Raw genomic sequence first — 24,306 nt, forward strand, 5'->3', positions numbered from 1 at the left:
ACCGCAGGCGGCACAACAGCCGGAATGATCACCTCCGGATAAACCAGCACAGGGATGCTCGCTCTGCGGTCAGCCCTCGTGGCAAGGTTGGTGGCGTACGTCTTGAAATCGCAATATCTCTGTCAAGAAATTTCGCCCCGCTTCGCAGTTCGAGCGGTCACGGCGAGATTGCGCAACGGAGTTGGTTCCCATGAGTGTTGTGATGCCCCCCGCCTCGGCCGAGTGCCTGCTCGACTTTGCCGATCGTTGTCGCCAGATCGTCGGCCCTGACAATGTCCGGGAGGACATCGATGCGCTGCGTGAGTTCGATCATGACATCGGCGATCGTGGCCCTCACCGGCCCGTGCTGGTCGTTGCACCCGGATCGATCGGGGAACTCTCCAGGATCATGGCCAGTGCCAACGAGGCGGGAGTTGACGTCGCTCCGCGCGGCGCCGGCATGAGCTATACGGCGGGATATGTGCCGGCAACCCCCGCCACCATGATGCTCGACATGCGCCGCATGAACCGGGTGCTGTCGGTCTCGGCGCAGGACATGACAGTGACCGTCGAAGCCGGCTGCACCTGGGCTGACCTGCTCGCGACGCTCACGCCCTTGGGGCTCCGCACGCCATTCTTTGGACCGATGTCCGGCATCAGTTCAACCGTCGGCGGCGGTCTCTCCCAGCTCAACGCCATGTTGGGGGCCGGTCAGCATGGAACCTCCAGCGAGAGTGTGGTGGCACTGACCGTGGTGCTTGCGGACGGTCGCCTGATCCGCACGGGTGCGCGAGGCCCCAACGGGCAGTCTCCGTTCTACCGCCATTTCGGCCCCGACCTGGCCGGGTTGTTTTGTGGTGACTGCGGCGCGTTGGGCGTCAAAGCCGAGATCACCCTGCGATTGATGCGCAAGCCGGCGGTGGAGGGGCACGTGTCCTTCGCCTTCCCCACGGGGGAATCACTCATGCGGGCGATGGGTGAGATCGCCCGCCAGGGCCTGGCTGCTGAAATGTGCGCCTTTGATCCGGGTCTGACACGGGTGCGCATGCGGCGTGAATCCATGGCCAGCGATCTCAAGAAGGCCGTCGCCGTCGCAGGACAACAGCGGTCGCTGCTCAAGGGGTTGGTCGAGGTGGGACGCATGGCCCTCGCCGGCCGAGACTTCATCGACGTCGAGGCATTCTCGCTGCACCTGAATGCCGAAGGGCGCTGCGCGGAGGCGGTTGAGTTCGATCTCGAAGCCGCTCGTCGTGTTGCTGCCCAGGAAGGTGGCCGGGAAATCCCGAACACCATCGCCAAGGTCATTCGTGCCGTGCCGTTCCCCCCGGCCAACAGCATTCTGGGCCCCGACGGAGAGCGCTGGCTGCCCATCCACGGGCAGGTTCCGCTCTCCGCTGCGCCGGACGTGCTCGCGGCATTGACGGCAATCTTCGCGGACATGGCCGGAGCCTTCAAACGCCATGGCATGCAGCATGGCTTCCTCTTCACCAGCATGTCGACGAACGCCATCATCCTGGAACCCGTTCTGTACTGGCCGGACGAGCGGCTGCCAGTCCACGAGGCCCACATCGAGCCCGCCCATCTGAGCCGACTGCCCGTGCTGAGTGCCAACCATGAGGCCCACGCAGTCGCGCTTCAGGCCAAGGCACGAATCATCGAGGTGTTCCGCCAACAAGGCGCCGGCCACTTCCAGATTGGCCGCACCTATCCCTACCGTGAAAGTCGGGACCCGGACAGTTGGGCGCTGCTGGCCGCCATCAAGCAACACGTGGACCCCCACGGCCGCCTCAATCCTGGCGTGCTCGGTTTCGACCTTCCCTCACACTGAAGGACCGGAGGCTCCCATGAGTAGCTATCGAGCGTTGCAACTGCAACGTTTTGCCACCGATGTGCGTCACGGCGCTGCACTCGTTGAAATGCCCTGGCGCGAACCAGGTCCGGGCGAGATCGCCGTTCGCAACCTTTGGTGCGGCGTCAACGGAATCTTCGACACACAGATCGCGCGCAATGCCGTTGACTATATGAAGGTCGCGCTGCCGACGGTGATGGGCGTCGAGGCCTTGGGGATTGTCAAGGCGGTTGGAAAAGGCGTACTCCAGTTTCAACCGGGCGATGCTGCAGTGACCGTCCGCTTTCGCGGGGGGTATCGCGAGGGCAACGTCGGGTCGGCCAACGACTTCATTCGGGTGCCATCAGTACGCCCGGAATGGCTGGCGCTGGCGTCCACCGGAGTATCGGCATGGTTGATGCTGATGCACACGGGTCAGGCGTGCGAAGGAGAAACCGTCGCCATCTCGGCTGCAGCGGGGGGGCTCGGTCACCTGCTGGTTCAACTCGCCAAGCTGCAGGGCTGTCGGGTGGTGGCCATCTGCGGCGGTGCGACGAAGGCCGCATTTGTACGTTCGTTGGGCGCGGACCATGTCATCGACTACAAGACCGAGCCGGTCGCCGCAGCACTCGCCCGGGATTTCCCCGGGGCCCTGAATCTGGCCATCGATACCGTGGGCGGTGCGACTTTCGACGCCATGGTCGACCAACTGGCGCCCCATGGTCGGCTGGTGGTCGGTGGTGCGGCCCAAGACCTCGATGGACGCCCCGAAGTGATCACCGCGCCGCGCATCGTTCACAAGCTCTATTACAAGGGCGCGTCGGTACGGGGGTTCATGAACGGACTGCTGACCGAGCATTGGGCCACCGCACGTGCAGCGCTGTTTCCGCTGTATCAGTCCGGACGACTGCGGGTGGTCTTCGACGCCCGAGACCTGCGCGGCATCGAGCAGGTGCCGGACGCCATCGACCATCTGCTGTCCGGGAGCTCCATGGGCAAGGTACTCGTAACGCTGTCCTCGGAGGGCAAGACATGAGTGCCGTATACGTCCCCTGCCGCTGGATCGCTCTGACCGTCTGGCTGGCCGTGAGCGGCAGTCTTTGGGCCGCTCAGCCAGCGCAGGAGACCTCGGCAACAAGGTCAGCTCCACCGAACGGCGCCTCCACAGCGGCCCTCAATCCTCACTACGCAGGAGCCCGGTTTCGTCAGGTCGAAGGTGCCGACGGGGTGCCCCTGAACGTGGTGGAGAAGGGGGACCCGTCCCTGCCTCCGGTACTCTTCATCCACGGCTTTCGGCAAAGCTACCTGAGCTGGGCGCTGCAGTTCGGCAGTGACCTCGACCATCGCTGTCATCTGGTCGCTTTCGACCTGCGGGGTCATGGCAACTCCGGCCACCCATGGCAGAAGTCGGCTTACGACCATGCTCGTCCCTGGGCGGAAGACGTCGCCAGCGTCATTCAAGCCTTGAATCTGCGTCGGCCGCTCATCGCGGCATGGTCCTTCGGCGGCACAGTGGCCATGGACTTCGCGACCCTGCATCCAGAGATTCCTGTCGCTGGATATCTGCTGATCGGCACGGCCGCTGGCACCGCCGCATCCCCGCCACCGCCCGCCCCTCCCACACCCGGACCGACACAACTGCCTGACCTTCAGCGCAATGTCCAGGCGGTGGAGGCCTCCATGGACCTGCTATTCCCCACCACCGCCGCCACACCTCTGGACCCGACCCTGCGCGCTCAGTTCAAGGCTGCGGCCATGCGGGTCGGGCCATGGGTGGACCAGGGCGTCGCAGGTCGGGCACGCACCGGAAAGATCGACGTTCAAGCCCCCATCACCTTCGCTACGGGCGGCCGCGATCCCATCATCAGTCCGGCCACCCTGGCGCGACTGAAAGACTTCTTTCCAGAGGCTCGCTTCGTTGACTTCCCCAGCGCCGGACACGCGGTGTTCCTCGACGAAGCGGCCTCCTTCAATGCCCTGCTTGATCAATTGCAGTGCCACCAGAGCGGCTCATGACGCAGGTCCACGAGACCGGCCTCTCACGACCTGAGCCGCTCCCCCATCCGCAGTTCCCGTATCCGCAGTCCGTTTCTGAAGTCCCGCTCTGAGCGCCGCATTCGGGCCCCAGCCAGCCGCGCCAGTCTCCCCCCCCAATCAAAGTCTCGGAGTTCTTCAAAGTGAATCGCCTTCTGCCCCCGGTCCTACCTCTTCGCTTCCGCCGCCACCCGTTGGTCCACCTCGTCCTTGCGGGTTGGGGGTTGAGCGCGGTCACCCTGCTGCCGCTGGGCGCCCTGGCACAGTCCACGGCACCGGCATCCCCGGAACCTTCATCCGAGGCGAAGGCCGCAGCCAAAGCCGATGCGCCCGCCGACGCCGCCTCCGACGCCAAACCCGACGCTGCATCGGCGGCATCAGGGCTTGGCACGGTCTACGTCACCGCCCGCAAGCGCGCCGAATTGCAAATCGATGTGCCGATATCAGTACAGACCATGTCCGATAAGGACCTGCGAGCCTCTGGAACCACTTCGGTCTCGGACCTGAGCAGCCAGGCCGGCTTCACATTCACCTCGGCCCAGAGCACTGGCGCCTATGGCCGCTCTGCAGGCATGGTCACCTTCCGGGGCCTGCAGGGGGAACTAGGGCGCCCCAACGACGCCTCCGGTGGCGTGTTCCTAGACGGTGTGGCCATCACCAACGGCATCTCCACCCTCGGCATGAGCGACATCGCCCGTGTGGAAGTGCTCAAGGGGCCACAGAACGCTTTCTTCGGGCGCAGCACCTTTGGTGGGGCGGTCAACTTCATCACCAAGGTCCCGGCAGACGAGTTCCGTGGCACGGTCAACACCAATATCAACCACCATGGCTCGTCCGACGTGGATGCCAGTATGGAGGGCCCGCTGATCGCCGGCCTTCTCAAGGGCCGCCTGATGGTGGCCAGCCACAACAAGGTCGCCGAGCAGCATGCCAGCGACGGGGGCGAACTTGGGGCCGAGAACTCGCGCACCATCACCGGCACGCTCTATGTCACTCCCACAGAGAAGCTCTGGCTGCGCCTGCGCGGGAGCTATCAGGAAAACGACGACAGTCTGCCCGCCGTGGCCTATCTCGCGGCGACCAACAACACGAGTTGTACGGGCAGGACCTACACGGGCACCGGCCGCGATGGTGCGACCGTCAGCTACACCCCCGGCACCGCCTACTTCTGCGGCAGCATCCCCGATCTGAAGCAATTGGGCAGCGGCGTGATCAATGCCAACACCACGATTCCTGCCGCCGCCTACAACGCCTTCGTCAACAACTCGCTCAACGACCCTTATCTGGCCAAGACGCCACGTCTGGACCACATGGGCATGCGCAGTGAAGTCAAGCAGGCCTCTCTCCAAGCCGGTTATGAACTTCCGAAGGACATGGAGCTGGCCTTCAACCTCGGCTACAACGAAGCCAACACCACCAGCATCTATGACCTGGACAAAACCGGTACCGCCAACTTCTTTTCAGCGCAGATCAATCCGACGCATGACCTGACGGTGGACACCCGCCTCTCCACCGATGCCCGCCAAAGCCTGCGTGGCGTCGTCGGAGCCAGCCTCTTCCGGTCGTCCTACGTCTATTCACAGATCGACTACAGCCCGGGTTTCGGCGGGACGGCGGCTGGCATCTCCACCAACTTCAGCAATTTTGATTCGACCGTCCCGGCTGTCTATGGATCGGTGGAATACGACTTCACGCCTCAGATCACGGGCTCACTGGAAGCCCGGTATCAACGCGACCAGATCAAGTCTTACAGTCGCGCTGGGGCCGTACAGGAGAACCGGACCTCCAACGTGCTGCCGAGGTTGACCCTTCGCTACAAGCCTACCACCAACATTTCCACGTATTTCAACGTTGCCAAGGGTGTGCAACCGCTGACAGTGAACTCCGGATTCTCGAGTGCCTCAGCGGCGGCCAAGGCATACATCCTCACGCAGGTCCCCACAGCCAGCGACTTCACAGAACAACCCACCCTCACCTCCTTCGAACTGGGGTTCAAGCAGCGTGTTGGCAACAACTTCCAGTACGCACTCGCGCTGTATGACATGCAATGGAAGCATCGCCTGACAAGCACCACCATCTTCAACCCGGCCAGCTGCGGCACGACCTCGGGCACGGCGGAATGCCCGCTCACGGCCTCGGGTACCGGCATCCAGAGCGGCAATGACGCTCGCATCCGCGGCATCGAGCTGTCGGTCGATGCCCAACTGACGCCCAGTTGGGTCGTCGGCGCCTATGTGGATTACAAACGCGCCCGCTGGACCCGCTACGACAGCTCCTCGCAATCGCGCTACGGCAGCTACGGAACGGCCGCACTCACGGGTTATGCCGTCTCCTTCGACGGCAACACCGTGGCCCGCGTCCCCGACATTCAGGTCAATGCAAACACCACTTACCGATTCAATCCGCTTTCCAACGGGTGGCGTCCATGGCTGCGTGCCGATGTTCTGTATGTGGGACGGATGTGGGAAAGCGACTTCAACTTCGCTCGAACGGATCCCTACAGCCGCATCGACCTTCGTCTAGGCTTCGACAAAAACGACATGTCCTTCGATATCTACGTCCGCAATCTGGCCAACGATCGCAGCTGGACCACCGTCTCGCGTGTGAACAACCTCGGCCTGTCGCCGCTGACCAGCTTCTCTCAGCAAGGGCTGACCGCGATGGCGCAGGAAGAACGTGCCTTCGGCGTGCGTGCCAGCTACTCGTTCTGATGAACAGCGCCGCCACCACTGAACGGACCGGCGCAGGTGCCGGTCCACGGCGCCGCTCGTTATTGACGGGTGGTTTGGCTGGCGCGGCCCTGGTGGCCCTGCCGGGCCGCTTGAGCGCAGCATCGCAGGCGCCGACGGACGTCCTGATCCTGGGCGCGGGCATCGCCGGGCTGCATGCTGCGCGACTGCTTCAGTCCGCCGGCAAGTCGGTCACCGTGCTGGAAGGGAGCGGCCGCGTCGGCGGCCGTTGCTGGACGGCGCGCGATGTCCCGGGTCGCCCCGAATTGGGCGCCGGCACGGTCGGTGCGGGTTACGGCCGCGTGCGTGGCAATGCCGCCGAGTTGGGCGTGGAATTGATCGCGCCCCCGCCTGGCTCGCGAGACATCGTCGGCAGCGCCTCGGCGGCCTACAGCGTCTATGGCCAACCCGTTTCAGCCCCCCCGTGGGCACAGTCGCCGCTGAACCGCCTGCGAGGCCAGGAGATCTCGCGCACCCCGTCGCAGTTGATCTCCTGGTTCCTCAACCAGGACGTCGGCTTCAAGGACCTCAATGACTGGCTCAAGCCGGAATTTTCCTGGCTGGATCGCCTGTCACTGCGTGAGTACATGACCCGACTCGGTGCCTCACCCGAGGCCCTCCGGCTGATGGATGTTCATGCCCCGGGGACCAATCTGGACGAGGCCAACGCGCTGCACTTCGTCCGTCGCACGTATTACTACGGTTGGGAAGCACGTGCTGGTCGCAGCGCTCGCGTCAAGGGCGGCACAAGCGCCCTGACCGACGCGATGGCGGCTTCCTTGCAGCGACCCGTGCTGCTGAACCAGTTCGTCACCCAGATCCATACCGGTGCCCATGGGGTGGAGGTGAGGTGTCGGGACGGCTCGGTCCACCGTGGCCGCACCTGCATCTCGACCCTGCCGTTTGCGGTGCTTCGAAAGCTTCGCATCGACGGTCCGGTGCCTACGCTGCAGCGTGCCGGCTGGCAGGCGGTTCGCCACACCGACGTGGTTCAGGTGTTCATGTCCGTGGACAGCCCGTTCTGGCAACAGGACGGCGCAGCTGCCGAGATGTGGACCGACGGCCCGATCGAGCGCTTCTTCCACCTTCCCGCCGAGGATCAGCCCTACGGCATCATCGGAGCCTATATCAGCGGCGATGGGGTGGATGCAGTCCGGGGGCTGACCCGGGAGGCCATGGGCCAATATGCGCTGGAGACGCTCCATCGACTGCGACCATCCTCGCGCGGCCACGTCCAGGTGACCCATGTGCATCACTGGGGCGCTCAGCCCGGGGCGCTCGGGCACATCGCCAGTTGGGCGCCAGGCGACATCGGCCGTTATGAAGATGTCGTGCGGCGCCCGATCGGGGCGCTCTACTTCGCTGGCGATCATCTCGGGCGGACCCATGTGGGTCTGGAAGCGGCCTGTGAGGCTTCGGAGCATGCGGTCATGGACGTGCTGGATCGCCTGGGATGACCCGCTTCGCCGCCCACGGGCTTGCCCATGCCGAGCGCCTCCGCGTCGCCAGGTGGACACTCTACGGAGCGCTCACCGGAAGCGTCTTGCTGGGCTGTACAAGCGTCGGCGATCCAGCCGCGCAGCAGACAGGGCGTCGCGACTGTCCGGTATGCCCGGACCTGGTCGTGATCGCCGCTGGCACGTTTCGGATGGGGAGCGACGCGTCCGACCCACGGCGCGCCAAGGACGGTCGCGAGGAACCGGCGCATGAGGCGCAGGTGTCGCGGTCCTTTGCATTGGCCCGACGCGAGGTCACGGTGGAGGAGTTTGAACGCTTCATCACTGCCACGGGCTATGTCACGGACGCCGAGCGCGCCCCCGCGCAAGGCTGCCTGGCCTGGCTGCCCACCGACCATGCCCTTGGCCCTCGCCCCGCCTTGAGCTGGCGGTCACCTGGCTACGCGCAGACGCCACAACATCCGGTGGTCTGCGTCAGCTGGAATGATGCTCGGGCCTACACGCAATGGCTCGGGAGCGTGGCGGGGCAGCTGTACCGGCTCCCCACCGAGACCGAATGGGAATACGCGGCGCGAGCGGGCAGCCACACCCACTGGCCCTGGGGAAACGACGACGACGCCGGCGAGGAGGCCCCCCAGGGATCTCCGGCCTGTCGATTTGCCAATGTCGCCGACACCACCGAGGCAAGCGACGGCTTCCACTGGTCGGAACACCATTACTGTAGCGATGGTCACTTCCAGGCAGCCCCGGTGGGACGGCTGGAACCTAATCGGTTCGGGGTGCAGGACATGATCGGCAATGTGTGGGAGTGGGTGCAGGACTGTTACGCGCCCGAGGCGTATGCGGACGGCTCCATGCCTCGTGACGGGTCCCCGAGAGAGACGGCCCACTGCCCAGCCCGTGGGCTTCGGGGCGGCGCATGGATCAGCGGCCCGGCGCGGACCCGCCCGGCCTATCGCGGAGGTTATGCCCCGCAGACGCGCAGCAATGTCTTCGGGTTCCGAGTGGCACGAGATCTCTGAGGCCCTCTCGCCCCCCCTGCCTCCTGCGCCACGCCCTTACCGGGCCTCGGTGGGGCCGGCCCTGACGGCCCGCAAGGCGCCAACCAGCAAATTGGACAAGGTCGGCTCCCGCCATGCTGGGGAAGACTTGCCGACGCGCAGCACCAGCAGTTGCTCACTGGGCACGATCATCAACTGCAAGCCGCCCACACCACTGAGATAGAACTGATCCGGTGCCACCGCTTCGACCTTGTCGTCGCCCAACGCGATCGCGCGTCGATTGAGTCGTGGGTCCTTCCACGCAGCGCCCAGATAAACCTGATAGCCGAATGCCGGGTTTGTGGGGGCCGGAGCCCGCATTTCCCGGACAAACCGCTCATCGAGCAACTGTTTGCCTTGCCATCGTCCTCCGTCCAGCAACATCTGCCCGATCCGCACCCAGTCACGTGCGCGTGACCAGATGCAGCAATACGCCATCGCCCGTCCGCCGGGGCGATCCAACATCTGTTCCGCATCGCTCGCCCCCAAGGGCTTCCACAGGCGTGTGCTGACGAAGTCCAGATAAGACTGTCCGGTGGCACGTTCCACGACCAGGCTGATCGCATGAGAGTTGTCGTTGTCCCAGGCGAAGTCGGTGCCCGGCGGATAGGCCAACGGCGCTTCGCGGACGATGGCCTCGACGTCGGCGCCGTAGTGCAACTGGATGTAGTGGCTGCCGGGCACCTTGTTGGGCTCATTGCGAAAACCTCCGCTCATGGTCAGCAGTTGGCGGAGGGTGATTGCTGCGCGTGAAGCGTCACGCCATTCCTTCAACCAGGTGGATGCCGGTTGATCCAGCGACCGAATGCGCCCCTCTTGCAGCGCGACACCAATCGCCATGGCTCCCAGTGTTTTGGCCATGCTGTGCGCGCTGAACGTCTGTTCAGCATCGAATCCATTGAAATAGCGCTCCAACTGCACCACACCGCGGTGCACCACGATCAGCGCCATGCCCCTGCTGCCCTCCACGTAGCTGGAGGCTTCCTCCAAAGCACTGGCGGGCACGGTCGTGTGGCCCTGCGGTGCCGATGGCAGGAAGGGGCCCGGTTCGCCCTTGAGCGGAACCAGGGGCCAGTAGGAGCTGTAGGGGGCTTCCAGGGGATTGGCCGCCGGATGGTCCATGCGCCACCAGAAGGCCGCGTTGGCTTCATCCCTTGGTGGAGGCGGCAGAACTGTGGCCACCGGGGCCGATGAGGCCAATGGCGCAGGGACGGCGGAGGCCGCCGCAGGTTCGGCGGCACGTGAGGGGACCGGCGAGACCGCCATCACAGCGATCATCAACAGCTGCGCGAGAAGGTGTTTCATAAGCGGGAAGGCCCTTGCAGGCGAGAGGTTGACGGACGAGGGTGCAGACGTGAATCACCGCTGGGAAGGGTCCGGATCACTGCGTTCGCTCAACGCAGCCGCAGCCCGATGAATGGCCTGGCGGATTCGGGAATAGGTGCCGCACCGACACAGGTGAGCCGACATGGCCTCGTCAATCGCAGCGTCATCCGGTTTGGGATGGCGCCTGAGCAGCGCGACGGCCCCCATGACCTGCCCAGACTGGCAATACCCGCACTGCGGCACTTCCAGTTCCACCCAGGCCCGCCGCACCGCGTCGGCCACTGGTCCGGAAATCTCCTCGATGCTGACCACGTGACGCCCCTGAACCGCCCCGACCGGTAGCACGCAGGACGGCATGGCATCGCCATCCACATGCACCGTGCACGCCCGGCACTGGGCTGCCCCGCAACCGAACTTGGTCCCACACAGGTGCAGTTGGTCTCGCAGCACCCAGAGCAACGGCATTTCGTCAGGGGCATCCACTGCCACCGCACGGCCATTGATGTTGATCGTTTTCATGGCCATTCAATCGGACGCCTGGAGGACAGCATCAGACTTGGCATCGTCCACCGGCCGCAGTGCCTGGATCGCCTCTTCCACACTTACGACCTCCGCATACTTGGCCTGAAGATCGAACAAGTTGGACTGCTGCGGACGCTCGTCCCGATCGCCACAAGCCTCCCGAACCACGAACGGGGCGAAGCCATGTTGGAGCGCATCAAGTGCCGTCGCTCGAACACAGCCGGAGGTGGAGAAGCCAGTCACCAGTACGGTGTCGACCTTCAAGGCGGTCAAGGTCGAGGCCAGCGACGTGCCGAAGAAGGCCGAGGCGTATTGTTTGGTCACCACGGTTTCGTGCGCCTCCGGCTCGACACCGGCCACAAATGCGCCCAGTGGTGAACCAGGCACAAACGAGCGCAAGGCCGGCACCTTACGAAAAAAGAGACCCCCATCCCGACCAAGGGCGTCATAAGCCACCCGCGTAAAGATCACCGGCACACCCGCCGCGCGAGCCGCAGCAACGAGACGACGGTTGGGTTCTACCGCATCCACAAATCCCTGGGCATAGAGACCGCTGCCCGGTTGGACGTAGGCCTGCACCACATCCACGACCACCAAGGCGGGTTGCTGCCCGAATGGAAGACGGGCGCCAAAGCCCGCACGCTGGTAGTCCGCTGTAAGGTCGAGAGCATCGGTCGAAGGACGGGTCACGTTGAAGATTCCGGGCGATGGTGATGAGCAATCCCTGGAGCATCCGGCGGGACGCAGGAAGCGACAAGCGCATCGAGTGCTTCGATTCACCAGTCGAATAGAGATCGTTGACCGCAGTGACGAGCCCCCACATCCACTATGCGAATAGCGGAGGACTCTGCGTTGGCTCGCAGCCCTTGGGGCTAGGACCATGAAGCCCTTACTGCAATCGGGGCCTTGTATGGACATCTCCGCGCTGACTCACCTGATGCGAGCCTATAGCGAATATTGGGCGGCTATTGCTCTACCCACCATCGGAGCATTGGCCTTGCTCGCGCCCCGTTTGATCTTGGTGCTCCGAACCGATGCATCTCGGGTTCAGCCGCCTGGCACCAACGAGGCCTTCACGGACTTCTCGACCGATTGTCACGTTCATGCCCTCGCCTGCACGACGGACTGCGCCAGGTGCTACGCATGAGCCCGATGGATTTCGAGTTCACCGTTCCGGTTCTGGTGATCGGCGGCGGCGCGTGTGGTGCCACCGCAGCGCTGGCCGCTCAGGATGCGGGCGCTTCTGTCCTGGTGGTGGAGCGCGATGCAGAGCCGTTGGGCACCACAGGCATGTCCCAGGGCCTCGTCTGTGCAGCAGGCACTGCTGCACAGCGCCGGCATGGCATCGACGACAGCCCCGATCAGTTGTATGAAGACATCCTCACCAAAACCCGGGGACTGACCGACCCCGTGCTGGCACGTGCCATTGCCGATCATGCCGGCCCCACCATGGATTGGTTGATCCAACAACACGATCTGCCCTGGGACCTCGACCTTCGCTTCAAACCGAGCTATGGGCATAGCCGGGCCCGCGTGCACGGCTGGCTGGACCATACCGGGATCGACATGGTGCAGTTGCTGCATGCACGCCTCGCGGCGGCGAACGTCGATGTACTGACCGAGGCGAAGTTGGTGGATGTGGTGACCGATGCCAGCGGCGCTGCCCGAGGCGTATGGGTGGAACGTCCCGACGGCTCGCGCGAGGCCATTGGCTGCGACACACTGGTGATGGCAGCCGGTGGCTTCGCCGCCAGTCCGGCGATGGTCCGCCAATACATTCCGGACGCCTCCCTCGCCCGTTGCAACGGTCATGAAGGCAACTGCGGCGATGGCATACGCGTTGGCCAGTCAATGGGCGCTGCGGTGGGCGACATGGGCTCCTACCAGGGCTACGGCATGCTCGCCGATCCGCAGACGATCCCGGTGCCCCCTGGCTTCCTGGTCGAGGGTGGGCTGCTGATCAACAAAGCGGGCCGACGCTTTGTCCACGAGACCGAAGACATTTCGGGCATGGTGCACCCGGTACTGGCTCAGCCTGACAGCATGGCCTGGGTGGTGATCGACGAGGCGATCGAAACGCGCTGCACCTACGTGCTGGAAACCCGTCAATTGAGGGGACTGGGTGCCATGCGTGAAGCCCCCGACCTGACAACCCTGGCCCAGGCCATCGGTGTCGACGCAGCATCGCTCGCCGATGAACTGGCATCGAGTTGGGCGGCCTGGCGAGCAGGCACGGCTGACCGGTTGGGGCGGTGCTGGTTGGATGGCCCGCCGCCGGCCGCTCCTTATCGGGCCCTCAAGGTGGGCGGAGCCCTCTTCCATACACAAGGCGGCCTGCAGATCAACGGCAGCGCGCGCGTACTACGCCCCGATGGCCAGCCGTTGCCCAATCTGTTTGCGGGTGGCGGCAGTGCCCGCGGCGTCTCCGGCCCGTCGTTCTGGGGCTACCTGCCAGCGATGGGGTTATGTGCCGCCGTCACCTTCGGCCGCCTCGCAGGGCAGCAGGCTGCGGCACAGGCCGCTCGCCAGGGCGTGGTGCCTGCAGACCGCTAAGCCTTCACCGGGGGCTTGGGCCCCATCCAGCTTTCTTCCCTGGCACCGCCATTGGCGGTGCATTCCTTGTACCAACCTGAGACATAACCATGAGCTCCACCACTGAAACCCCCTCCAACATCCGCGAAGCGATGCCTCTGTTGGCTCGCAATGAAGGCGTCTGGGAGGGTTGGTATCGCTACTATGACGCTGCCACCGGCCAGCTGATCGATCAACACCGCTCGCGCCTGATCTGCCGTCTGCCGCAGTCTGGACCGCATGCCGGCAACTACCACCAAACCAACCACTACTTCTGGGAAGACGGCCGCGTGGATGTTCGTGATTTCCCGGCCTGGTATGAGAAGGGCCGCATCTGGTGGGACAACGATCTGATCACCGGCTGGGCCGCAGCCATGCAGCCCGACGACCATCATCGCTCCACCTGCCTCAATTGGACACGCAAGGGCGAACCCGACCTCTATCTGTACGAGATGATTCAGCTCTCGGCCGATGGCAAGAACCGCGCACGGACCTGGCATTGGTTCCGCAACGATGTTTGCTTCCAGCGCACGCTGATCGACGAGCGATTCGTCACGGCGGATTGGCAGAACTTCAACGACCCCACCGCGCCGAAGAATTGACCTCCGGGGGCTGTACGCCCCTCTTGAAATCGTTCTCAGCGCGACAAAATGCCGCGCAGGGAACCAGCGGCGTCACGTTGCACCGGCAGGCTCGTGATCCAGGCACTCAGCGCATCATGCAGATGGGCCTGCCCACCGAAGGCCAGGCAAGCCTGCGCCTTGTCAAGATGCTGCTGCCGGGATAACGGCCACTCGGGAGCGCCGAACTGGCGTTCTACCCTCTGGTGGAGGGAACGCCCGTCCACCAGACGGACTTCCAGCAATGCGGGCACGAATGCGGCAGGATCAGGATGACCGTCCGCACGCACCGACAGCCGCTGCGCGAGGGCGAGGGTTTTTTCATCGGACAGCCGGTCGACCGTGAAATCCTCCAAGCCCACCTCACGTCGCTGCAACACAACGGCCCCTAGATAAGGAAAACAAAGCCGCGCATGCGCGGGCCGCATGTCGGCGACGGCTGCCCGACCCACCAGGCGGGCGATCAGCGGCGGCGCGTGATAGATGACCTGTTCGACCTGACTTTCGGTGAGCCCGAGGTCCATCAGCTGACGCAACGCAACGATCGCCCCATGAGCGGCGCGTCCCGTGGGAAAGGGCTTCCAGCTCAGCTCCGCCATGCGCCATCGCTGCCCAAGTTCCGCCAGCGCTGCGTCCAGTTCAAAGCCCGATTCAAACAGCGGCAAATACCCAAAGGGACCATCAATGACGTGGTGCGGGGCATCAATCCCCGCCAATGCCAGATCCAAGGCCACCAAGGCAGAGCGAGCAGCGCCCGCGACCTGCAATGCCAGCGTAGGTTTGCCTTCCAGGTGCGCCTGCATGGTGCCGGCTGCATAGGCCAACGCATGGCCAAAGGCCGCACGCGCCACCTCCAGCGGCAATCCGCGCAGACGACAGAGCGCTGCGACTGATCCAAACAGGCCCGCCGTGGCGGGCCGGAAGAACCGCAGCGGAGTGGTCACTGCAACGCCCAGCGTCGCGACCACATCAACACCCGCGACCAGCGAGGCGAGTAGCTCCGTCCCGGCGCGGGGCCCAGTACGATCGGCATCAGCCAAAACGGCGGACGCCACCGTGGCCATCGGGTGTGCCACGGCTGGCTCATGCACACAGTCAAACTCCTGAGCATGAATCTGGTAAGCATTGATAAACGCCGCATACGGTGCGGAAGCCCCCTCCCCCGGTCGACCCAGCACCTGGCAGGGTCCCGATCCGCCGCACCATCCCTGGACAGCTCGCCAGACCGCATCGGCATCCGGGGCAGCACGGCCGGCCACACCAACGCACAGCGTGTCATGCAGGAAGGTCGTGGCAGCCTGCTGAACTTGGGCTGGCAGGGCCGCCCACTCGACGCTCAGCGCGTGATCGAGGATCCGGTCGGTGGCGCTGACTTCGGTTTGCTTCGAGAACGTCGAAGGATCTCCGCTCATGTCGGTGACTCCACCAGCTCGATCAACGTACCTTCCGGCGAACGCAACACCCCGGCGCGCCGACCTTCATAGACCACCCCCTGTCGCGGCATGGGCGGCGTCATCCACGGCCCCTGGATGGCAGACAGATCAGGATGGGTCAGAGTCACGATGGCAATGCCCGGAGGCAACTGTCCGGGTAGGCCGGGCCGCGGGGTGGCACCTGGGGGATATTGGTCCAGTTCCAGGCAGATGTGGCCATTCGCCGTCGCACAGACGATCCGATGGCGATGTGTCGGGGGCAGGTCAAAGGCCCGGTTGAGCATCCGGTAGGGAATCTCCAGAGGGTCCTGCAGCGGAAAATCCAACTGCCTGGAGAGCCAATGCGCGCTCGTTTCCAGATCCTGGCAGGCCAGCACGGCAATAAAGAGCACATCCACAGGCGATTGGGCCTGCGGCAGTCCACTGCCTGGACCACCTTGCAGCACCTGCGTCAGATAGAGGACCTCGCCATCGGGTCCCATCACTTGCATCGGGTGAATGCTGGGCAGGCTGGGATTGGCCGTCGGAGGCCCGATGATCTCGAACGCGCTCCCTATCAGTCGATCCTGCGTCGCAAAGACGTCCTCCACGCACAGCTCCAGCGCAGCCCAGCCAAACGTCCGCAGCGGGCGCAAGCCAGGGACGGGGTCGCCCTCAATGAACCGCAGGTCCACCGGACGCCCGCTGGCTGGCCGCACCACCACACATTGGCGGCCGGCGCTCTGTGGCGCCCCCCAATGGGCGGCAAGGTCGTGGTCGAGGGGGCCACTCTCGATGATGCGGAAGTCGAGGCGTTCCACGTAGCCAGCCGCTGCCTCGTCCGCGCTCTTGACCACCACGGTGGCGCAACGCAAGGGATTCATCAACACGAGCATAGGGGGCGGTGTGACGCAAGGCAGGCTGTGTCCACCCGTTATCCACGTGGCGGATGAGCCCGGACCGAGGCTTGAGGCGTCGCCCAGGTTGGCGTTTCATGGGCGCATCGTGCATAGGCACGCCCCAGGACTTGACCATGTCACAACGCCCCCAAGGCTACACAGAGTTCCGCCGTGGATGGCCCATCGTGCTCGCATCCATGCTGGGCGTCGGATTGGGTCTCTCCCCTCTCCCTTTCTACACCACCGGTGTGCTAGCCCCGCATTTGCATGCGGAGTTTGGCTGGGGGATGGGCCAGATCTTCTTCGGCATCACGATCACCACATTCGTTGTGTTGTTCGCCGGTCCGCTGGCCGGCTTTCTCGCGGCACGGTGGGGGACCCGACCTGTAGCCCTGGGGTCCCTTCTGCTGTTCTCATTGGCGTTCATGGCGCTGGCGTTCTCCAATGGATCACTGCCACAGTACTACCTGACCTGGGGAGCCATTGCGCTGTTGGGTGCGGGCACACTGCCCATCACCTGGACACGCGGCGTCAATCACTGGTTCGACGAGCGCAAAGGACTTGCCCTTGGCCTGACGCTGATGGGCACGGGGGTGTTCGGAATCTTCGCCAAGCCAATGACCGCCTGGATGATCACGCACTTCGGTTGGCGAGGCGCCTATATCGGCCTGGGCCTGCTCCCGTTGCTGATCGCCTTTCCGGTCGCCTTCGCGCTGTTTCGAAATACTGACGACGACACACACTCGACGGCGACAAGTCGCCCCTCGGATGGGCTCAGCTTCTCCGAAACCCTCCGATCGTGGCGACTGTGGCTGATGGGCGCCGCGTTCATCCCCATCTCGTTTGCGCTGGGCGGGCCCATTCCCAACATGGAAAACATCCTGCGGGCCAACGGCTTCGCGCCCGAGGTGGTGATACGTCTCACGCCTTTCATCGGACTGTCGGCCCTGATTGGCAGAATCGCGGGTGGATGGCTCGTGGATCGCTTTTGGGCGCCAGCGGTGGCGTTGATCATCCTCAGCCTGCCGGGCCTGTCCTGCCTCCTGCTTGCTCAAAGCCAGTTCAGCTTCGAGGCTGCTCTGCTGTCGATCTTCCTGATTGGCTTCGCAGTCGGCGTCGAATACGACCTGATGGCATTCTTCGTCGCCCGCTACTTTGGCATGAAGAGCTACACCCAGACCTATTCCCTGCTGTACGTCTGCTTCTCGATCGGGGCAGGCCTCGGACCCGCCGTGTTCGGCTGGAGCTTCGACCGTACGGGCAACTATCAAGCGGTGCTGACTGCCTCCGCGCTGGGCTTGGTGCTCGGGGCGGCGTCCTTCCTTGCCCTTGGCCGCTATCGCGTGCCCGCTGCGGTCTCTCCGGCCAGGCCCCTGGCGGCTCACAGCTCCCCCAACAGTCTGACGACGCCCGCTCGCTGACACCTGCCAGCCGGCCCATTGAAAAAGCCCCGTCGAGACGCTCGATCGGGGCTTCCATGCCAACATCGGCCCTCGCCATCCGGTGACTCATTCCGCAGCGGAACGCGTCACCTCCACCGCTACATCCTCCGATGCCGGCTCACCCACGAGGCTGGCAGCCTCGTTCTCTTGCTGGACGATGCGAAGCACGCGCGACAAATATTCCTGAGTCCATCGGGTGCGTTCCGTATCCGCCTGAGCATCGGGCTGGAAGCATTCAATGTCCGCGCGGGAGAGCACACCCTGCGCCTCCAAAACGCGCTCCAGCGTGTCCAGCCGCTGGCGCGCCACGGCCAACTCCTGCACCGCAGCCATGGTGATGGCCAGCACGCGCTCGACTTCCGGCGTTAAGAAATAGGGGCGTTTTCCTGCGGGCTTGGAGCCCGCGCCCTTCAGTGCGTCTTCCCAACTCATGCGGATCTCCATGCCCCAGTCACATGCCAGGCCGCCTTGCGACCGTAGTCCTCGGTGTCGTCCTCGGCGGCGTCGGGGAACAATTCAGTGTCCACCACCGCCGTCACATTGGCGTGAATCAGCCTTTCTGCGTCGAATCCCGCTGCGACCAGGTGTTGCCCCAAGTCCAACTCATGAAGCCGACTCCAGAACGGTTCATTGTTGTAGAACGCATCCCAGTCGCGCAACGCCTGCTCCAACAAGGGCATGTCCTTGCCGTACTGTGGCTGCTCGACATGCAGCACGACACCACCTGCTCGCAGCAGGCGATGGCTCTCCCGGGCAATCGCCCCAAGGGCAGTGGTGGAGAGCTCGTGAAGGAACATCGTCGTCTGGATCCAGTCAAAGCTGCCATCGTCGAAGCGGGAGAGGTCTTCACCATTGGCCTGCACAAACCGTATGTTGCTCACACCGAGCGATGCGGCTCGAGCTGCCGCGTAGCGCAGCACAGGAGCACCCACATCAATGGCCACCACTTCCGCCTCGGGAAACGCCTGTGCGATGGGCACAACGCTGTGCCCGACCGTGCACCCGATGTCCAGGATGCGTCGAGGACGGAAATCCGGATGATGTCGGCGAATCCAGCGCGCCACGGCCTGACCCCCGCCATCCGCCCACCGCCCCAGCAGACCGCCGGTCGTAACGAATCCGGCGTGGTCATAGTTGGCGCCTGCGACCACGTCGCCCTCGAACCGCTCCTGGTGATAACTACCGGGCATGCAGTGATGATCAACCGCCTTCACATAGCGCGGTACTGCCAATGGAGGGTCAAGGGTCAACCGATCCGCCGCCACCAGGGCTGCGGCCTTCCGTGCAAGCCCCTCGGCTTGCCGCAGTGTCGTCCAAAGGCCAGCTTGCTGGCGCTGCTCCATGGTCAGTCGACGCAGCGCGGACCAGGTCTGGAACGCCGGATCCGCCAGAAGCCCATGGCGTACCTCATGACGATCTTGAGGCTCCCGGCCCAGCGCCTGGCGCAGTGCAGGACGAACCCGTGACTCATACGCCTGAGCAACGCCTGGCACCACGCGGGCGGCCAGATGCCGGTTCATTTGGGCCAGAAAATTGATGCGTTCGATTTCATCATGTGTGGTGTCCGGAAACACACCGTGACGCCCCACCAGACGATAGTCGGGTGGACCGTCCGGTCGAGGGAGCGCCTCGGAAGAAGCGGGGGCGGAGGCCGTCATGCCATCTCCTATGACTATGCGAAGCATCGAGGATGCGCGCCAAGTGCTCATGAGCTCAACGGCGCCGCAGCAGTTCTCGCGGGGTGAACACAGGCAGCTTGCAACTGGGGCCCCGGTGACGAGCTGCCTATCGTTGCGGCATCTCATCACGTCCCTGGACCCCTCATGGCTGCGACTCGACTGATCGTGCTGTTCAACCTGAAGCCTGGCCGATCTTTGAAGGACTACGAACACTGGGCCCTCACCACCGATCTGCCAACGGTGAAGGCCTTGCGGTCCATTGCCGATTTTTCCGTCTACCGCTTCTCGGGCATGCTCGGCAGCGATGCCACGCCTCCATATCAATACATCGAGATCATCGACATCAAGGACATGGAAAGCTTCGGAAAAGACGTCCAGAGCGAGACGATGACCCGCGTGGCTGCTGAATTCCAGACCTGGGCAGACCCCGTTTTCCTGGTGACAGAACCGGTGGGAGCGTAAGCATGGGGCAGACTCACGCCCGCCCACTGGCGGGAAAGACGGCGGTCATTACCGGTGCCGGCCGGCGCCATGGGCTTGGAGAAGCCATTGCTCTGCGCCTGGCAGAGGATGGTGCGGCGGTTGTACTGTCCGACATTGGTCGCTCCGTGGATGCGGCCACCCCAGATCGCATGATCGGTGGCGAAGAGGAGTTGTTGGCAGTGGCGCAGGGAATACGCGAGCGCACCGGTGCAGACATCAGCACCTTCAGCTGCGACGTACGCCAATGGGTACAGGTTCAGGCGCTGGCCCAGCATGCCGTCAGCAGCCGCGGCGGACTCGATATCTGGGTCAACAACGCTGGCATTGGCTACATCATGAAGCCTTTGCTGGACGTCTCGCCGGAAGACTGGACGGCCGTGATTGACGTCAATCTCACCGGTGCCTTCTTCGGCTTGCAAGCGGCGGCAGCGGTCATGGCGGAACAAGGCCGCGGGGGGCGCATCGTCAACATCGCCAGCCAGGCCGCCAAGTCAGGTTTTGCCCAGGCACAGGCCTACACGGCCTCTAAACATGGGCTGGTTGGGCTCACCCGCTCAGCTGCCATCGAACTGGGGCCCCTGGGCATTACCGTCAATAACGTCTGCCCCAACCACGTCACCACGGGGCTCGGCGCCTGGCAGAACGAATATTTTGCGGCCAAGCAAGGCAAGACGCTGGATCAATACATGGCGGCCATGCGCGCCCGGATCCCACTCGGCCGCACCGGGTTGCCTGCGGATACGGCCAATGCCGTGGCCTTTCTGTGCTCAGAACAAGCCAGCTACATCACCGCAGAGTCACTCAACGTCTCCGGTGGTGAGGAACCCCACTGACCGTTCTGTTCATACCGCTGTTCGTGCGCCTGCTCACGCCCGGCTTCCTTCTCGCCCCCTCTCCATGAGTCTGCTTCCACACCGCGCCGACCTGCTGCGCACACAGAATTTCATCAACGCCCGCTGGTGCGATGCCATGGACGGCCGCACCCTGCTGGTGGAAGACCCCGCCACGGCCCAGCCGTTCGCAAGCGTTCCAGATAGCAGCGCCGCTGATGCCGCAGCCGCTCTTTCGGCGGCCTCATCCGCCCTGCCCGCCTGGCGCAGAACAGCCCCGCGCGCACGTGCGGCGGTGCTGAAGCGATGGCACGCCTTGCTCCTGTCCAACCAGGAGGACCTTGCCCGCCTGATCAGTCGTGAGCAGGGGAAGCCTCTGGTGGAGTCACGTGCCGAGGTCGCCTACGCGGCCAGCTATGTGGAGTGGTTCGCTGAAGAGGCCGCGCACCTCCATGGAGACGTGATCCCGACACCCCACGCCCGCAGACGCATGACGGCCGAATGGGAGCCCGTCGGTGTGGTTGCCGTCATCACGCCGTGGAACTTCCCTGCGGCCATGATTGCGCGCAAGCTGGCCCCGGCACTTGCGGCGGGATGCACCGTCGTCGCCAAACCGGCGGAAGACACTCCGCTGACCGCCCTCGCGCTGGTTCGACTGGCCGAGGAGGCGGGGCTGCCGGCCGGCGTGATCAACATGGTGGTGTGTTCGCGCGAGCGGGCCCATCTGGTGGTGGACCTCTGGCTGCGTGATGAGCGGGTCCGCAAGCTCAGCTTCACCGGCTCCACCGCGGTGGGCCAGCATCTGGCGCGTGAATCGGCGACGACGCTGAAACGCTTGTCCTTGGAACTGGGGGGCAATGCGCCGTTCCTGGTCTTTGAAGATGCGGACATCGGCGCGGCAGTCGATGGGCTGATGGCCGCCAAATTCCGCAATGGTGGCCAAACCTGCGTGAGTCCCAACCGCATCTTTGTCCATCGATCGGTTCACAACGACTTTGTGAACCAACTGCTTCCACGCGTGCAACAACTCAAAGTCGCGCCGGCCACCGACCCTTCCGCGCAGATCGGGCCGATGATCAACGACCGGGCGATTGCGAAGATCACAAGCCATGTGACGGATGCCGTGGCGAACGGTGCGCAACTGCTGCTTGGCGGACATCGCTCGGGCCATCCGGCCGGTGGGCACTTTTTTGATCCCACCGTGCTGGTGCAGGTGACATCGACCATGGCCTGCAGTTGCGAAGAGACGTTTGGCCCAGTTGCCGCCATCTCGGTGTTCGACACCGAGGACCAAGTACTTGAAGCCGCCAATGCCACGCCCTTTGGACTGGCCGCCTACTTCTACTCCCAGGACATCGCCCGATGCTGGAGGGTCTCGGACGCCTTGGAAGCAGGCATCGTCGGCATCAACGCAGGCGCCCTGGCTTCCGAAGCGGCGCCTTTTGGCGGTATCAAGGCCTCCGGCTACGGCCGGGAAGGCTCGCGCCACGGCCTGGTGGACTACCTGCAGATGAAGTTCCGCTGCCAGGACGCCTGAGCGCCTCCCCATTTTCTCGACGACTACAAGGAACACCATGAAGGTCTACGAAATCGGCGATCAGCAGGGTTTGTCATCCCTGCGGATCGCTCATCGCCCGAGCCTCACACCCGCCGCCGGGCAGATCGTGCTCAAGGTGCGCGCGGTGTGCCTCAACCATCGGGATCTGCTGATGATCCAGGGCACCTATGGCCCTCGGCGCCCGGAGCACCGTGTCCCGGTGTCGGATGGTGTCGGTGAAGTTCTCCATGTGGGTGCGGGGGTCGCGGGCTTCTCGGTTGGGGATCGGGTGATCTGCCCGCACTTCGCCACTTGGCTCGATGGGGCCTTCGACCTCCGCTATTTTGGTGAAGACCTGGGCATCACCCAGGACGGTTGGCTGGCCGAACAGATCGTGGTGCCGGCTCAGTCCTTGGTGAAAGTCCCGGATGCTCTGACCGACTCTCAGGCCGCTGCGCTCTCCGCCGCTGCGCTGACCGCCTGGAATGCGCTCGTTGATGTGGGACAGATCAAGGCCGGAGACCTTGTCCTGGCACTCGGCACCGGGGGTGTCTCCATCTTCGCGCTTCAGCTCGCCAAGCTGCACGGTGCCCGGGTCGCCATCACCTCCTCCAGCGACCAGAAACTGTCTCAGGCTCGCAAGCTGGGAGCAGACATCACGATCAACTACCGCACTCACCCCAACTGGGCTGCCGAGTTGCTCAATGCCAATGGTCAGCGCGGCGCAGATATCGTTGTGGAAACCGGCGGCCTGGCGACGCTGGCGAGTTCCATTGCGGCAGCAGCGCCCAACGGACGGTTGGCCCTGATCGGGGCCCTGGCCGCTACGCCCGCCGAGGGAGCGCCTACGCTTGACAACCTGTTCGGCATCGTCGGGAAGAACCTCACGCTACGGGGCATCACCGCAGGAAATCGGCGGATGCTCCAGAGTTTGGTCAACGCGATCTCGGTGGGCAACATCGAACCGGTGATCGACAAGGAGTTATCTTTTGACGAGGCTCCGGAGGCCTATCGTCACCTTCTCGGCGGACACCACCTTGGCAAAGTGCTGATCCGGGTGAGCGACTGACGCACAAAACAGGCTCAAAACGGCGACGGCGCCCCACGGGGCGCAGCTCTTACCGACGACTTCGCGTCGCGTGCACAATAGAAAGGACAAATCAGGAGACGACTGGCGCTGTCACGCCAGCGACAAAGCATGAACAGCTCGGTTCTTACAATTTCCGAACGCAACAACATCGAGTCGGGGCCTTGGTTTTCCAAACTGTCTCTGCCTTTGCGCAGCGACATCCTGGCGCGCGCAATGGTCCGGCGCCTGTCCGACGGTGCTCTGATGTCGGTCCGCGGCGAACCCGCCGTCGAATGGGTGGGAGTGGCCACGGGGGCTGTGCGGGTGAGCTCGGTGTCCTTGTCCGGCAAGCAGGTGACCTTGACCTATGTCGAGCCCGGCACCTGGTTTGGCGACATCGCCCTGTTCGACGGCCTGCCCCGCACCCACGATGCCAGCGCCCATGGCGAGACCACGCTGCTGGTGGTGCGCAAGCCCGACTTCAAGGACCTGCTGCAACGCCACACCGAACTCTACGAAGCCCTGCTGCGCCTGAATTGCCGCCGGCTGCGCCTGATGTTCGATGTGGTGGAAGACCTCAACACCCGGCCGCTGGCTTCACGCCTGGCCAAGCAGATCCTGTTGCTGGCGCGCAGCTATGGCGTCTCGCAGGGGACGCAGGGCAACGAAGAAATCCGCATCGGCCTGCAACTGGCCCAGGAAGACCTGGCGCAGTTGCTGGGCGCGTCGCGCCAACGTGTCAATCAGGAGCTCAAGGGCTTCGAGCGCGAAGGCGCAGTGCGCGTGGAGCCCACCCGGCTGGTGCTGCTGAGCAAGGACAAGCTGCTGGCCATTGCCAACCGCTGAACG

At 64.2% G+C, this 24,306-nt stretch carries 21 protein-coding genes; 14 read left to right on the plus strand and 7 right to left on the minus strand.

Features of this window, described 5'->3' with window-relative positions; translation table 11 throughout:
• The first annotated feature begins 190 nt into the window (after positions 1 to 190).
• From OU995_RS20670 to OU995_RS20695, 6 genes are all read left to right on the plus strand, one after another.
• Entirely contained in the window at positions 191 to 1,807 is a 1,617-nt protein-coding gene (locus OU995_RS20670) for an FAD-binding oxidoreductase (protein WP_267832010.1), read from the plus strand.
• Positions 1,808 to 1,841: 34 nt separating this feature from the next.
• Positions 1,842 to 2,843 carry a zinc-binding dehydrogenase gene (locus tag OU995_RS20675; protein ID WP_267832011.1) on the plus strand — a complete coding sequence of 334 codons (1,002 nt, stop codon included), beginning with the start codon at positions 1,842 to 1,844 and terminating at the stop codon, positions 2,841 to 2,843.
• Complete coding sequence (locus tag OU995_RS20680; RefSeq protein ID WP_267832012.1) at positions 2,840 to 3,823, plus strand: alpha/beta fold hydrolase; 984 nt, start codon at positions 2,840 to 2,842, stop codon at positions 3,821 to 3,823. Before OU995_RS20675 ends, OU995_RS20680 begins: the two co-directional genes overlap by 4 nt.
• Before the next feature lie 242 nt (positions 3,824 to 4,065).
• The gene (locus tag OU995_RS20685) at positions 4,066 to 6,552 is read left to right on the plus strand and encodes a TonB-dependent receptor (protein ID WP_267832013.1); all 2,487 of its coding nucleotides are present in this window, start codon (positions 4,066 to 4,068) and stop codon (positions 6,550 to 6,552) included.
• Positions 6,552 to 8,027 carry a flavin monoamine oxidase family protein gene (locus tag OU995_RS20690; RefSeq protein WP_267832014.1) on the plus strand — a complete coding sequence of 492 codons (1,476 nt, stop codon included), beginning with the start codon at positions 6,552 to 6,554 and terminating at the stop codon, positions 8,025 to 8,027. Before OU995_RS20685 ends, OU995_RS20690 begins: the two co-directional genes overlap by 1 nt.
• Positions 8,024 to 9,049, plus strand: a complete 1,026-nt coding sequence (locus OU995_RS20695; RefSeq protein WP_267832015.1) for a formylglycine-generating enzyme family protein — start codon at positions 8,024 to 8,026, stop codon at positions 9,047 to 9,049. The genes OU995_RS20690 and OU995_RS20695 overlap by 4 nt, the downstream gene beginning before the upstream one ends.
• Before the next feature lie 36 nt (positions 9,050 to 9,085).
• Here OU995_RS20695 and OU995_RS20700 read toward each other — a convergent pair whose 3' ends face one another.
• The 3 genes from OU995_RS20700 to OU995_RS20710 are packed head-to-tail and all read right to left on the minus strand — an operon-like array spanning position 9,086 to position 11,605.
• Positions 9,086 to 10,372, minus strand: a complete 1,287-nt coding sequence (locus tag OU995_RS20700; RefSeq protein WP_267832016.1) for a serine hydrolase domain-containing protein — start codon at positions 10,370 to 10,372, stop codon at positions 9,086 to 9,088.
• A 54-nt stretch (positions 10,373 to 10,426) separates the two neighbouring features.
• Entirely contained in the window at positions 10,427 to 10,912 is a 486-nt protein-coding gene (locus OU995_RS20705; RefSeq protein WP_267832017.1) for a (2Fe-2S)-binding protein, read from the minus strand.
• A gap of 6 nt (positions 10,913 to 10,918) precedes the next feature.
• Positions 10,919 to 11,605 (minus strand): isochorismatase family protein, encoded by a 687-nt coding sequence (locus OU995_RS20710; RefSeq protein WP_267832018.1) that lies wholly within the window; start codon positions 11,603 to 11,605, stop codon positions 10,919 to 10,921.
• 453 nt (positions 11,606 to 12,058) lie between these two features.
• Here OU995_RS20710 and OU995_RS20715 point away from each other — a divergent pair, with 453 nt between their 5' ends.
• Both OU995_RS20715 and OU995_RS20720 read left to right on the plus strand, forming a co-directional pair.
• Positions 12,059 to 13,468, plus strand: a complete 1,410-nt coding sequence (locus tag OU995_RS20715) for an FAD-dependent oxidoreductase (protein WP_267832019.1) — start codon at positions 12,059 to 12,061, stop codon at positions 13,466 to 13,468.
• Positions 13,469 to 13,557: 89 nt separating this feature from the next.
• Positions 13,558 to 14,088, plus strand: coding sequence for a hypothetical protein (locus tag OU995_RS20720; RefSeq protein ID WP_267832020.1), 531 nt, complete (start codon positions 13,558 to 13,560; stop codon positions 14,086 to 14,088).
• Between the two features lie 35 nt (positions 14,089 to 14,123).
• Here the strand turns inward: OU995_RS20720 and OU995_RS20725 are convergent, their stop codons facing one another.
• On the minus strand, positions 14,124 to 15,518 hold the full coding sequence (locus OU995_RS20725) for an MmgE/PrpD family protein (RefSeq protein ID WP_267832021.1): 1,395 nt from the start codon (positions 15,516 to 15,518) through the stop codon (positions 14,124 to 14,126).
• Positions 15,515 to 16,402: a hypothetical protein gene (locus OU995_RS20730; RefSeq protein ID WP_267832022.1), complete on the minus strand. Its 888-nt coding sequence runs from the start codon at positions 16,400 to 16,402 to the stop codon at positions 15,515 to 15,517. Before OU995_RS20730 ends, OU995_RS20725 begins: the two co-directional genes overlap by 4 nt.
• A 149-nt stretch (positions 16,403 to 16,551) precedes the next feature.
• Here OU995_RS20730 and OU995_RS20735 point away from each other — a divergent pair, with 149 nt between their 5' ends.
• Positions 16,552 to 17,838, plus strand: coding sequence for an MFS transporter (locus OU995_RS20735; protein WP_267832023.1), 1,287 nt, complete (start codon positions 16,552 to 16,554; stop codon positions 17,836 to 17,838).
• Positions 17,839 to 17,925: 87 nt separating this feature from the next.
• Here the strand turns inward: OU995_RS20735 and OU995_RS20740 are convergent, their stop codons facing one another.
• Together OU995_RS20740 and OU995_RS20745 are read right to left on the minus strand one after the other, a co-directional pair.
• Positions 17,926 to 18,291 (minus strand): hypothetical protein, encoded by a 366-nt coding sequence (locus tag OU995_RS20740; RefSeq protein ID WP_267832024.1) that lies wholly within the window; start codon positions 18,289 to 18,291, stop codon positions 17,926 to 17,928.
• The gene (locus tag OU995_RS20745; RefSeq protein WP_267832025.1) at positions 18,288 to 19,517 is read right to left on the minus strand and encodes a class I SAM-dependent methyltransferase; all 1,230 of its coding nucleotides are present in this window, start codon (positions 19,515 to 19,517) and stop codon (positions 18,288 to 18,290) included. The genes OU995_RS20740 and OU995_RS20745 overlap by 4 nt, the downstream gene beginning before the upstream one ends.
• A gap of 165 nt (positions 19,518 to 19,682) precedes the next feature.
• On the opposite strand from OU995_RS20745, the gene OU995_RS20750 reads away from it, so the two are divergent.
• The 5 genes from OU995_RS20750 (at position 19,683) to OU995_RS20770 (ending at position 24,303) form a co-directional block, all read left to right on the plus strand.
• Positions 19,683 to 20,000 (plus strand): hypothetical protein, encoded by a 318-nt coding sequence (locus tag OU995_RS20750; RefSeq protein WP_267832026.1) that lies wholly within the window; start codon positions 19,683 to 19,685, stop codon positions 19,998 to 20,000.
• A 2-nt stretch (positions 20,001 to 20,002) separates the two neighbouring features.
• Positions 20,003 to 20,854, plus strand: a complete 852-nt coding sequence (locus OU995_RS20755) for an SDR family NAD(P)-dependent oxidoreductase (protein WP_267832027.1) — start codon at positions 20,003 to 20,005, stop codon at positions 20,852 to 20,854.
• 64 nt (positions 20,855 to 20,918) lie between these two features.
• Entirely contained in the window at positions 20,919 to 22,388 is a 1,470-nt protein-coding gene (locus OU995_RS20760; protein WP_267832028.1) for an NAD-dependent succinate-semialdehyde dehydrogenase, read from the plus strand.
• Between the two features lie 127 nt (positions 22,389 to 22,515).
• Positions 22,516 to 23,457 carry a zinc-dependent alcohol dehydrogenase family protein gene (locus OU995_RS20765; protein ID WP_267832029.1) on the plus strand — a complete coding sequence of 314 codons (942 nt, stop codon included), beginning with the start codon at positions 22,516 to 22,518 and terminating at the stop codon, positions 23,455 to 23,457.
• A gap of 129 nt (positions 23,458 to 23,586) precedes the next feature.
• Positions 23,587 to 24,303 carry a Crp/Fnr family transcriptional regulator gene (locus OU995_RS20770; RefSeq protein WP_267832030.1) on the plus strand — a complete coding sequence of 239 codons (717 nt, stop codon included), beginning with the start codon at positions 23,587 to 23,589 and terminating at the stop codon, positions 24,301 to 24,303.
• Positions 24,304 to 24,306: the final 3 nt, after the last annotated feature.

It is taken from the genome of Roseateles sp. SL47, from assembly GCF_026625885.1.
Lineage (GTDB): Bacteria > Pseudomonadota > Gammaproteobacteria > Burkholderiales > Burkholderiaceae_C > Roseateles.

Coding starts and splice junctions, on each gene's coding strand:
- OU995_RS20755 (WP_267832027.1), top strand. CDS start 20,003: ATGGGGCAGACTCACGCCCGCCCACTGGCGGGAAAGACGGCGGTCATT.
- OU995_RS20725 (WP_267832021.1), bottom strand. CDS start 15,518: ATGAGCGGAGATCCTTCGACGTTCTCGAAGCAAACCGAAGTCAGCGCC.
- OU995_RS20690 (WP_267832014.1), top strand. CDS start 6,552: ATGAACAGCGCCGCCACCACTGAACGGACCGGCGCAGGTGCCGGTCCA.
- OU995_RS20770 (WP_267832030.1), top strand. CDS start 23,587: ATGAACAGCTCGGTTCTTACAATTTCCGAACGCAACAACATCGAGTCG.
- OU995_RS20760 (WP_267832028.1), top strand. CDS start 20,919: ATGAGTCTGCTTCCACACCGCGCCGACCTGCTGCGCACACAGAATTTC.
- OU995_RS20745 (WP_267832025.1), bottom strand. CDS start 19,517: ATGACGGCCTCCGCCCCCGCTTCTTCCGAGGCGCTCCCTCGACCGGAC.
- OU995_RS20720 (WP_267832020.1), top strand. CDS start 13,558: ATGAGCTCCACCACTGAAACCCCCTCCAACATCCGCGAAGCGATGCCT.
- OU995_RS20680 (WP_267832012.1), top strand. CDS start 2,840: ATGAGTGCCGTATACGTCCCCTGCCGCTGGATCGCTCTGACCGTCTGG.
- OU995_RS20705 (WP_267832017.1), bottom strand. CDS start 10,912: ATGAAAACGATCAACATCAATGGCCGTGCGGTGGCAGTGGATGCCCCT.
- OU995_RS20730 (WP_267832022.1), bottom strand. CDS start 16,402: ATGAATCCCTTGCGTTGCGCCACCGTGGTGGTCAAGAGCGCGGACGAG.
- OU995_RS20735 (WP_267832023.1), top strand. CDS start 16,552: ATGTCACAACGCCCCCAAGGCTACACAGAGTTCCGCCGTGGATGGCCC.
- OU995_RS20740 (WP_267832024.1), bottom strand. CDS start 18,291: ATGAGTTGGGAAGACGCACTGAAGGGCGCGGGCTCCAAGCCCGCAGGA.
- OU995_RS20670 (WP_267832010.1), top strand. CDS start 191: ATGAGTGTTGTGATGCCCCCCGCCTCGGCCGAGTGCCTGCTCGACTTT.
- OU995_RS20695 (WP_267832015.1), top strand. CDS start 8,024: ATGACCCGCTTCGCCGCCCACGGGCTTGCCCATGCCGAGCGCCTCCGC.
- OU995_RS20715 (WP_267832019.1), top strand. CDS start 12,059: ATGAGCCCGATGGATTTCGAGTTCACCGTTCCGGTTCTGGTGATCGGC.
- OU995_RS20750 (WP_267832026.1), top strand. CDS start 19,683: ATGGCTGCGACTCGACTGATCGTGCTGTTCAACCTGAAGCCTGGCCGA.
- OU995_RS20700 (WP_267832016.1), bottom strand. CDS start 10,372: ATGAAACACCTTCTCGCGCAGCTGTTGATGATCGCTGTGATGGCGGTC.